The sequence below is a fragment of the Cryobacterium inferilacus genome (assembly GCF_019599185.1).
GTDB classification, from domain to species: Bacteria; Actinomycetota; Actinomycetes; order Actinomycetales; family Microbacteriaceae; genus Cryobacterium; species Cryobacterium inferilacus.
In genome coordinates this window covers 1-878 of the sequence record NZ_JAIEUL010000063.1, presented here as the reverse complement: position 1 = coordinate 878, position 878 = coordinate 1, and the positions used below count along the sequence as shown (strand labels likewise).

Below are 878 nucleotides of genomic sequence, written 5' to 3'. Positions count from 1 at the left end.
TTTGAGACAATAAACGTGGCCCTCAAAGCCGCCTGAAACCACTAACCCTTTGAGTCAACTGAACTCGGGGCAGTCCCCTGGGGTTTGGTTGGGTGGTCTGCGTCTTCCGGTGGTGCGCCGCTGCCTCGGCTGTTCACGGGGAAGATCTGAGCGATCGCCCACACGCCGAGGACGACGAACACCACACAAATTCCGGCGAGAATCGGCCACGCAGTCATGACCATTACTTCCTCCTACCGGGATGTCTTGTTATGACTGTGGTCCCTCTACCCGCGCCTCTCGGTGCAGGTTTGACGAAGAAACGGTAAAGAATGCTCCTCATCTCCGAGGGAGCTCTCAGCCTTGAACTCCCCCAGAACAGGGAGCGCCGGGTTCAGGGGTCTGTGAGCCCTGCAGATAGGTGGAGAGGAATTTGCTCAGTCGCGGGTCGGCCGCACTTTCTACCTGGAGTCGCTTACCCCACGCGGTCGCGATGATCGGTGCAGGCAGGTCTGGATAGGGGCTCAAGATTTCGTATGAATTCATTGCCGCGTCAGTGGTCAGGACCTCAAGCTCAGCTGTCGGCAGGTCAGCTTGGTATGTCACCCATACGGCGCCGTGCTCAAGGGAGTGGACGGCACGCCACGTATTCACCGGCTGTGTGTAGATGGCACAGTTCGTCAGGTCCTCGGAATGGTCTCCGCCCACCGGTGGCAGCTCCGGGAAGGCGACCGTGTTGAGCACGTGCTCGCGGCTGAGGCCAGCAAAGCTCTCCACGCCCTCGATTGTCACATTGCGGTGACCCGGTGTTTCCGGACAGTTCATATGAGATTTGATTGGATTGTTGTTATGGCACATCGAAAGTACGGGCGGTTTACCCCTGAGATAAGGGCGGATGC

At 58.4% G+C, this 878-nt stretch carries 1 protein-coding gene; it reads right to left on the bottom strand.

The window, feature by feature from the left end; genetic code table 11:
* Positions 1 to 336: 336 nt before the first annotated feature.
* Positions 337 to 878 (bottom strand): thioredoxin-like domain-containing protein (locus K2F54_RS18905; RefSeq protein ID WP_220607400.1); only part of this gene is annotated, 542 nt, incomplete at its 5' end.